Origin of the sequence: Rhodopila globiformis (assembly GCF_002937115.1) — a bacterium.
Lineage (GTDB): Bacteria > Pseudomonadota > Alphaproteobacteria > Acetobacterales > Acetobacteraceae > Rhodopila > Rhodopila globiformis.
On sequence record NZ_NHRY01000099.1, the window covers coordinates 1 to 9083 of the forward strand.

The window sequence follows — 9083 nt, forward strand, 5'->3', positions numbered from 1 at the left end:
GTGCCGGTGGCGAGGCGGTGGTACGGTGCGGGCGCCTCCGGTCTGGATGGGTGCTGTCTGTGCCCGGGCCGATCGTGGGCCATCGGCGGCGGGGGTGCGGGCGGATCGTCCGGATATGGTACCACAGCTCAGGTCTCCCCTCATATTAAGTTTGAAAATTCAGTGTGTTGGCTCGGGCAAGCTGAAACGAAAAGACAGATATGTTGACGCGTTGCAGGGCACGGCGCGATGTAGACGCCTGTTGTTGCTTGGGCTGACAAGCAACGAAGCTGGACTGACCAAGCACAGTTGGCCGTGTCTAATTTGGCTCGTAACAAAAAATGAGGGGAGACCTGAGGCACCACAGAGGAAAACTGAGAACCGCAGAGAGACACTGAGAAGAAAATGTGGCGTTGCGCGCGAAGCGCATGACACCCGGAACTGCCGGATTATGGGCCTGGGCGAAACAACCAATCCGCCGGAGCGGGCGCACCGGCGGATCGATTATTTCTTCCCAGGCTCATAGCATTTCATGCCCGGGCTCTTCAGCCAGCCCCCGGGATCCACAAGCGCTTCCTCCGCCCTGCTGATGCTCGAGGGCGGATATCGTGCCGTTGGGCCGCCATTGTCCAGCCAAAGTCCTGTCGATGGGTTCTCATGATTTTCGACATGCAGCCGGGCGGCCGGTCCGATGACAGCCGCCATCTCAATGCGAGGCGACAATGAAAGCGGGTTGGCCCGCCGATGCTGTCATGCATCCCTGCGGCAGCAGGAAGGCCAGAAGCCATCCGGCCTTCCACCCGGGGCTTGCCTTCAGCCTCCGTTCCGATTTCCGGGCGACCGGGCGTTGCCGTCGGTTGTCCTGGGCGCTTCCAGCCGAGCGGCCTTGGCGGAGTCTGGTGCCACATACTCTGCGCCGAGGTTCTTGAGCCGGGCGTGATCGGTTGCCCAGGCGGCGCCGTAAACCGGTGGTTTTTCCATGGCCGTCGCGCCCTGGGCGAGAGCCGCGCCCGCCCAGCCCAGGCTCAAGGCAGCGACGCCGGCGCGGACCAGGGTTTTCGTCGAGACAAGGCGGCTATACAATGTGCGTGGCATGATAAGCTCCCGTCTGTTGCAAATGAAGTTTCTCTGCTTCAGGCTCGTCAGTCTGCTGATGGAACCGTAGTGACGTCAGGAACTTTGCCGGAGACCAGGGATCGGCGCGATGAAGTATTTCACACCCTGTCTATCGCTTGCCTGGCCCACATGATTTCGTTCCAGATTAACGGAAGGTCACAACGCAAGGGAGGATCCACCATGACAGAGTCACTCGCCGGGAAATCCTGCACGCCGTGCCGCGGCGGCATTCCGCCACTGACGCCCGAGACGGCGGAGGCGTATCGGGCGCAGGCCCCGGACTGGGCGCTGCGGGACGAGGCCACTCGGATCGAGCGGACCTACCGATTCCGGAATTTTGCCGAGGCCTTCGCGTTCATCTGCCGCGCGGCCAGGCTCGCCGAGGCGGAGGCGCACCATCCCGACATCGGTTTCGGCTGGGGCTACGCGACGGTCTCGTTGCGAACCAAGAAGATCAAGGGGTTGCACGAGAATGACTTCATCATGGCGGTGAAGCTCGATCGTCTGGCCAACGCCGCCGCGGATCAGGTGGCGGACTGATCAGAACCCCCGGCCGCGCCGCATAGTGTTCCCGCTGCTGCGGGACCGCTCGCGATCCTTCGCCATCTCCGCCGGCGCAAGCGGGCGGGATTCCCTGTCAACCGCCGGGAACGTCCTGCGTCAGCAAGGCGGGAATATTGGCGTCGGGGCGCCCGGCGAGGACCTTTTCTTCCTCTTCCATGCGCTCTTCGTTCCGATCGCGATCAGCGGCGAGGTTGGCGATGGCTTGCAGCCAGTGATCATGCGCCCGGCCGTCCGGCCGCCCCTCACGTTCCCAGATGAAGTAGGCGGTCTCGCGAATGGCGCGATCGGCTCTGTAATCCGGTATGGGCATGTTCTCGTCCTCTCGATCAGGAAGCCGGTTCAGAAACGGCTATCGGTGGCCTGGCGCGGCAAACGGTGGAAATTGGCCGGACTGTCTCATGCCCGTAAGATTATTCGTCGTTCGAGACGGCGCGCAACGGCAAAATCGCGGCCGGCCGCGTCGGCACTCGATCCCGGCCGGTTGGCGTTCTACAAGAGGCTGGCGCAATCCGTTCCCACGCCGTCGTCCGGAGCCAGCGTCATGACCAGCATCGACTCGCCTTCCCATGATCACGTCATCGTCAACCAGTTTACACGGCAGGCGGCCGGCTTTGCCGCCAGGCCGGAGTTGCATGCCCATGAGGTGCTTCAACTCATCGTCGAAGCGGCGGCGCCCGGTCGCGATGATCGGGCGATCGACCTTGCCTGTGGCCCCGGCTCCGTTGCCTGCGCCTTGGCCGAGCGGGCCGCCCATGTGGTTGGCCTCGATTCCACGCCGGCCATGCTCGGTCAGGCACGTGCGCTTGCGGCAAACCGCAACCTTTCAAATGTCGCGTGGATGCAAGGCAGCATTTACGCCGCCCCGTTCGATGACGGGTCATTCGCTGCGGTCACCTGCCGTTTTGCGTTTCACCACCTGGAAGATCCGGCCAGGGCTTTCGCCGAGATGGTGCGGCTGACGGCACCGGGCGGACGCATCGTCCTGTGCGATGGCCTGGCCTCCGACGATCCGGCGAAGGCGTTCGCCTTCAATGCGATGGAGCGGCGCCGCGATCCCTCGACCGTTGCGTTCAGGACGCTGGGCTGGCTGTGCGGGTTGTTCGTCAGCACGGGACTTGGCGAACCGGCTGTGCGGATGTTCCAGGTGCCGTATCTGGCCGCCGATCTTGTAAATGGGTCCTTTCCCGAGTGGAACGACCGTCGCGGCCTGCTGGATTTGATCGAATGCAGCGTCGGCGGTGACACGCTCGGCATGGGCGCGCGCGAAACCGCGGACGGCGTGCGGATAGCCTATCGCTCGGCCGTGTTGAGCGCGATCAAGACGGGTCCGTCGCAGGCGGCAGATCTCCAATGATCACAAGGACCACTCTTGTCTTGCCGCGAACGCCGGGTGGCATCGCCGCGTTTACCCTGCGACGGCCGACGGCATCGCGGCTCTGGAACGTCGGCAGGAGCGGGCATGAAGCCAAGTTTGACGGCTGGCATGGCAATGAGCGTGATGGGGCTGGCGCTTAGCGTGTCTGCGCGAGGGACCATCGGATACGAGGTGCATGACGGCCGGCGGCCGCAGCCGGCGGTCATCACACCCGGAACATTCAGCACGCAGGATCAGCCCGGCAAGGCGCCCTCGGATGCGATCGTGCTGTTTGATGGGAAGGACCTGTCGCGCTGGGAGAGCGTCAAAGGGGGCGGCGCGCCGTGGAAAGTCATCGATGGCCATGTCGAATGCGTGCCGGGTTCGGGCGACATCCGGACCAGGCAGTCGTTCGGTGACGTGCAACTGCACGTTGAGTGGCTCGTGCCCCCGGGGACCAAAGGCCGCAGCCAGGAGCGCGGGAACAGCGGGGTCTTCCTCCAGGGGCTGTATGAAATGCAGGTGCTCGACAATTATCGTAACGAAACCTACGCCGACGGGATGGCCGGTGCGATCTACGGGCAGTACCCGCCGCTGGTCAATGCCAGCCGCGCGCAAGGCGCGTGGCAAAGCTACGACATTGTTTTCCACCCTGCGAAGCTGCAGGACGGAAAAGTCGTCAGGCCCGCGCGCGTGACCGCATTCTTCAATGGCGTGCTCGTGCAGGACGACATGGATCTGATCGGCCCGACAGGCCACAAGGTCCTGGCCGCCTATCCCGAATGGTTGCCGGACAAAGGTCCGGTCCGGTTGCAGGATCATAACAACACCATCTGGTACAGGAACATTTGGGTACGCGAACTGACGGCCGAGAAACCGCGCCCTCCGGTCAAACCCGCCGGTGAACACTATTACGGGAATCAGCATTGAGCTGACTTCCGCCCCACGCATATCAGGCGGCGTTATAAAGTTGCCGGGGGCCGGCTGACCAAAGGCGCTGCGGCCGGGCGAATGATCGTCAATCGCTGCCAGTCGTGACGGCAAATGGCAGCCGCCTCATGCGCATCGGATGGCGGCGATCGTTGCTGCCCCATCATGCCGGGCGCGTTACCATGTCGTCAAGGTAGGCGAAGGCCCGCCGTGACGATGAGGGGGCGCCATCGCCCTGTCTCAACCGATCTGCGGTCTGCTGTAGCCGGCGTGCCTGGCAAGCCGCAGGGTCGCCATCCACGCCTTTGCTGATAGCGGCACCGCAAGGCGTGGATGCCGGGCCTTCGCCCGGCATGACGATCAGGGATGGCCGCCGTTTGACCGTCTCCTTAGTAACGGTGGCCACCTCCAAACCGTCCGCCTCGGTGGGCGTCGAATGATCCGATACCGCAGCCTTGAAGCGATCGCGGCAGCTTCGGTTGCAGCGGAGGCATGACCCTCGTCATCCCCCTTACTGCGCACATCCGGCCGGGGCCGGCCAGCACCGCGAGCATCCTGAAGACGCTCCGCTCGATCGTCGTCGGGAGGCAACGCGCCATCCGGCGGCACCAGCGTGATTGCCGGTAGCCACCCGCCTTTAGCAGGTGGTTATGCCAGACTGCTGAAAAGATTGGCGGACCCGGCGCGACTCGAACGCACGACCTTCGCCTTCGGAGGGCGACGCTCTATCCAACTGAGCTACGGGTCCATCACCGCCAAGCGGCGTATGCACCCCCTATAGCGGCATTCCGCGCAAAGCTCAATCACCCAGTTTCATCGCCCGCTCACGGCCAGCGCCGCACCCGGTTCGCCTCCTGTTCCGGGGTCAGCGTCGCCGGGCCGTCCGCCACGCCGTGCGGGTGGTCAGGCAGGCTGGCGGGATCCTGCCAGCACTCCAGCGTGCCCAGGGTGCGGGTGCAGAACGCCGGCGGCTCCGGCGGCGGCTCCACCGGGCGGCAGTAGGTCTTGCCCTGGCCCATCCGCACCACCGAGCAGTCCTTGCCGGTCACCAGCGAATACAATGCATCCAGCGGCGTTCGCTGAATCGTCACCACGGTGGCGAGACCGGCGCCCGCCGCCGCCCCCGAGACCACCGGATCCGGCAAGCCGCAGCTGGCCAGCGGCAGCAGGCAGAGCAGGAAAATCGCCTTCATGCCGTCATTCTGCCGGCAAAAGGTAAATGAACCCTTGCCGAAGCCTCGTTTTGCAGCCAAACCCCGACGCCGCTATGGTCCACCGTCGCCGGCACCGCGGTGCCGTGGCGCATGCAGACAGGCGAGAGAACCCGGTGGTAGACATTTTCGACGAGGTCGCGGAAGACCTCCGCGCCGAGCGCGCGGAAAAGCTGCTGAAGAAGTACGGCTGGCTGATCATCGTCGCCGCCATCCTGGTCGTCAGCGGTACCGCCGGCTGGCAGATCTGGATCCGCATGCAGGCGCAGCGGGACGCCACCGTCGCCTCCCAGTTCATCGCGGCGGAAACCGCGATTGAGCAGGCGAAACCCGGCAAGCCGGCGGAGTCGCAGATCAACGCCCTGGACCATCTCGCGGCCCATGGGCCGGAGGGCTACAAGACCCTGGCCCGCCTGCGCGCCGCCCAGCTGAAGGCCGATGCCGGCGACCTGCCCGGCGCCGTCGCGCTGTGGAACCAAGTCGCCGCCGACAGCAATGCCGACAGCCTGCTGCGCGACCTGGCCAGCCTGACCGCCACCATGCGCGAGCTCGACCATGGCGACCCGGCGCTGCTCAAGGCCCGGCTGGAGCCGCTGGCCGTGTTCGGCAATCCCTGGTCCGCGCTGGCGCGCGAGCAGCTCGCGCTGCTCGACCTGCGGCAGGGCAAGACCGCGGACGCGAAGACCAAACTGAAGGCGCTGTCATCCGATTTTGAAGCACCGGCGGGTGTGCGCGCCCGCGCCGCGGCCCTGCTGGCCGGGCTGGGCTGAATGCGCCTCCCGCGACGGATCGCCGCATCCAACACCCAACGGGGCAACACTCAACGGGGAAGCCTGGCGTGACTGTGAATACGACTATCAAGGCCGGCGGGGCGTTCGCCACCCGCCGGGCCGCTCTGCTTGCCCCGCTTGCGCTGGCTGGCTGCACCTGGTTCGACAACCTGTTCAACGAGACGAAGCCCCCGCTGCCCGGCAAGCGCGAGGCGATTTTCGCCGATCGGCGTGGGCTGGCGGTGGAGGAGAACCCGCCCAAGGTCGTGCTGCCGCCGGCGGTGCGCAACGCCGCCTGGCCGCAGGCCGGCGGCAATCCCGCGCACCTGATGGGCCATCTCTACGCCAACGATCGCTTGGCCGAGGCCTGGCGGAGCGACATCGGCGAGGGCGGCGGCTACCGCCAGATCCTGATGGCGCAGCCCGTGGTCCTGGGCGGCACTGTCTTCACCATGGATTCCGATGCCACTGTCTCCGCCTTCCGCCTGAGCGACGGCAAGCGCCTGTGGCAGGCCGACACCAAGCCGAAGGACGTCGACAGCACCAATGTCGGTGGCGGCCTCGGCGCGGACGGCGCCACCCTGTATGCCTCCAACGGTCTGTCGCGGCTGGTCGCGCTGGATCTCGCCACCGGCAAGCAGAAGTGGAGCAGCGACCTGGGCGTGCCCGCCCGCTCGGCGCCGACGATCGCCGACGAACGGGTGTTCGTCACCACCATCGACGACCACCTGCTCGCCTTCGCCGCCGCCGATGGGCGCCAGTTGTGGACGCACCAGGCGGCCGAACCGGTCAATTCCATGCTCGGCCAGCCGGCGCCGGCGTATTACCAGGGCCTGGTCATCGCCGGTTTCGGCTCCGGCGAACTGGCCACGCTGCACGCCGACAGCGGCACCGTGGTGTGGACCGACGGCCTCGGCGCCTCGCGCGGGCGGGCCAGCGGCGGCGACTTCCTGTCGATCCGCGCCGCCCCGGTGGTCGCCAATGGCCTGGTCTACGCCATCAGCATGGGCGGGCTGCTGGTCTGCAACGACGTCCCCACCGGCCGGCGCGTGTGGGAGCGTGACGTGGCCGGCGAGGACACCTTTGCCGTCGCCGGCGACTGGATGTTCCTGATCTCCGTCCAGCAGCAGATCGCCGCCCTCACCCTCGCCGACGGCAAGGTCGCCTGGGTCAGCCAGCTGCCGCACTTCGAGGATCCGGAAAAGCGCAAGGACATGCTGACCTGGTACGGTCCGCTGCTGGTCTCCGACCGCTTGATCGTCACCGGGACCAGCGAGGACGCGCTGTCGGTCAGCCCGTACACCGGCGCGATCCTCGGCCACATCACGTTGTCGGCCGCCGCCGCGCCGTTCGCGCCGGTCGTCGCCGACGGCACGGTGCTGGTGATTTCCAACGACGGCCGGCTTTTGGCGCTAAGATAGGGGGACGCGGCCCGGCTTTAGGCCGCCGTCACACCCATGGAGGTGGTCCATGCTGCCGGTTGTCGTCATCGCCGGGCGGCCGAATGTCGGCAAGTCCACCCTGTTCAACCGGCTCGCCGGGCGGCGCATCGCGCTGGTCGCCGACACGCCGGGGGTCACCCGCGACCGCAAGCAGGCCGAGGCGAAGCTGCGCGGGCGCGACGTCACGCTCATTGACACCGCCGGATTGGAGGAAGCCGCGCCCGAAACCCTGGCCGGGCGCATGCGCGCCGGCTCCGCCAGCGCCGTCGAGCAGGCCGATCTGGTGCTGTTCGTGATCGACGCCCGGGCCGGGGTCACACCCGCGGACGCGCATTTCGCCCAGTGGCTGCGCCGCCAGGGCAAGCCGGTGCTGCTGGTGGCGAACAAGGCGGAGGGCCGCGTGGCGAACTCCGCGATCCTCGACTCCTATGCGCTGGGCCTGGGCGATCCCGTCGGCGTCTCGGCCGAGCATGGCGAGGGCGTGGCCGACCTGATGGCGGAGATCGCCGATCGGCTGCCGCCGGAGGAAGAAGCGGCGGAGGCCGACGACGAGGAAGCCGATCGGCCGCTGAAGATGGCGATCGTGGGGCGCCCGAACGCCGGCAAGTCGACGCTGCTGAACCGCCTGCTGGGCGAGGAGCGGATGATCACCGGCCCCGAGCCCGGCCTGACCCGCGACGCGGTGTCCGTGACGCTGACCGATGCGCAGGGGCGAGCGGTGGAGATAGTGGATACCGCCGGCCTGCGCCGCCGCGCCCGGGTCGAGGAAGCGCTGGAGAAAATGTCCGTCGGCTCCGCCATCCACGCGCTGAAGATGGCCGAGGTGGTGGTGCTGACGCTGGACGCGGTGCAGGGCATCCAGGACCAGGACCTGCAGATCGCCAGGCTGGTCGAGCGCGAGGGCCGGGCGTGCGTCGTCGCGCTGAACAAGTGGGACGCGGTGGCCGATCGCAACGCGACGCGGAAAGCGATCATGGAGCGGCTGGAGGACAGCCTGGCGCAGATGAAGGGCATCCCGGTGGTGACGCTGTCGGCGCTGACCGGCGCCGGGGTGGACCGCCTGCTGCCGGCGGTGCGCGCGGCGCATGAGGTGTGGAACACGCGCGTTCCGACGGGCGAGCTGAACCGCTGGTTCGAGCACGCGCTGGAAGCGCACCAGCCGCCGCTGGTCAACGGGCGGCGGCTGAAGCTGCGCTATGTGACGCAGGCCAAGGCGCGGCCGCCGACGTTCGTGGTGTTCGGGACGCGGGCGGAGCAGACGCCGGAGGACTACACGCGGTACCTGGTGAATGGCCTGCGTGGAACGTTCAAGCTGCCCGGCACGCCGATCCGGCTGCAGTTGCGCGGAACGAAGAATCCGTTCGCGGAGAATTAGGCGCCGCCATGGCGGGGGCAGTGCGGTTGTTGCTTCTTCGTCATGTTCGGTGGCAGCCTCGTTGGCGCAGATGGGGTGACGCCCGTTGCGTTCGCGCAGCGGGTGAGATGAGGGAATCCATGACGACAAGGTAAGGAAAGCGCGATATGTCACACGATATTGGACAAGCTCCTGCTGTCTTGGCTGCTGTCTCATGGTGATGTCGACGTGATGATGGGACTGCCTGAAGATTGGGGGTGTCAGGCGGCAACCACTGCTTGCGGGATCGGATCGTTAGCCGGATAGAATCGCTGCCCGAAGCCGGAGCCGAGCGTGCCGTTGTAGACGGCGCAGCGGACCTGG

8 protein-coding genes and 1 tRNA gene are annotated in these 9083 nt (G+C 66.6%); 6 read left to right on the top strand and 3 right to left on the bottom strand.

What is annotated here, in order from left to right; genetic code table 11:
• Positions 1 to 1275 precede the first annotated feature (1275 nt).
• On the top strand, positions 1276 to 1635 hold the full coding sequence (locus tag CCS01_RS10310) for a 4a-hydroxytetrahydrobiopterin dehydratase (RefSeq protein ID WP_104518744.1): 360 nt from the start codon (positions 1276 to 1278) through the stop codon (positions 1633 to 1635).
• A gap of 97 nt (positions 1636 to 1732) precedes the next feature.
• Here CCS01_RS10310 and CCS01_RS32680 read toward each other — a convergent pair whose 3' ends face one another.
• On the bottom strand, positions 1733 to 1969 hold the full coding sequence (locus tag CCS01_RS32680) for a DUF2934 domain-containing protein (protein WP_146101664.1): 237 nt from the start codon (positions 1967 to 1969) through the stop codon (positions 1733 to 1735).
• 231 nt (positions 1970 to 2200) lie between these two features.
• Here CCS01_RS32680 and CCS01_RS10315 point away from each other — a divergent pair, with 231 nt between their 5' ends.
• Together CCS01_RS10315 and CCS01_RS10320 are read left to right on the top strand one after the other, a co-directional pair.
• The gene (locus CCS01_RS10315) at positions 2201 to 3013 is read left to right on the top strand and encodes a class I SAM-dependent methyltransferase (RefSeq protein ID WP_158258332.1); all 813 of its coding nucleotides are present in this window, start codon (positions 2201 to 2203) and stop codon (positions 3011 to 3013) included.
• 105 nt (positions 3014 to 3118) lie between these two features.
• Positions 3119 to 3943 carry a 3-keto-disaccharide hydrolase gene (locus CCS01_RS10320; RefSeq protein WP_204848214.1) on the top strand — a complete coding sequence of 275 codons (825 nt, stop codon included), beginning with the start codon at positions 3119 to 3121 and terminating at the stop codon, positions 3941 to 3943.
• A 671-nt stretch (positions 3944 to 4614) separates the two neighbouring features.
• Here the strand turns inward: CCS01_RS10320 and CCS01_RS10325 are convergent.
• Together CCS01_RS10325 and CCS01_RS10330 are read right to left on the bottom strand one after the other, a co-directional pair.
• Positions 4615 to 4691, bottom strand: a tRNA-Arg gene (locus CCS01_RS10325).
• Positions 4692 to 4767: 76 nt separating this feature from the next.
• Positions 4768 to 5136, bottom strand: coding sequence for a hypothetical protein (locus CCS01_RS10330; protein WP_104518747.1), 369 nt, complete (start codon positions 5134 to 5136; stop codon positions 4768 to 4770).
• A 134-nt stretch (positions 5137 to 5270) separates the two neighbouring features.
• Between CCS01_RS10330 and CCS01_RS10335 the strand changes: the two genes are divergently transcribed.
• The 3 genes from CCS01_RS10335 (at position 5271) to der (ending at position 8741) form a co-directional block, all read left to right on the top strand.
• Positions 5271 to 5924, top strand: a complete 654-nt coding sequence (locus CCS01_RS10335; RefSeq protein ID WP_104518748.1) for a tetratricopeptide repeat protein — start codon at positions 5271 to 5273, stop codon at positions 5922 to 5924.
• Between the two features lie 68 nt (positions 5925 to 5992).
• Entirely contained in the window at positions 5993 to 7345 is a 1353-nt protein-coding gene (locus CCS01_RS10340) for an outer membrane protein assembly factor BamB family protein (RefSeq protein WP_104518749.1), read from the top strand.
• A 49-nt stretch (positions 7346 to 7394) separates the two neighbouring features.
• A complete protein-coding gene (gene der / locus CCS01_RS10345; protein WP_104518750.1) occupies positions 7395 to 8741 on the top strand; it encodes a ribosome biogenesis GTPase Der in 1347 nt (448 codons plus the stop codon).
• Positions 8742 to 9083 lie beyond the last annotated feature (342 nt).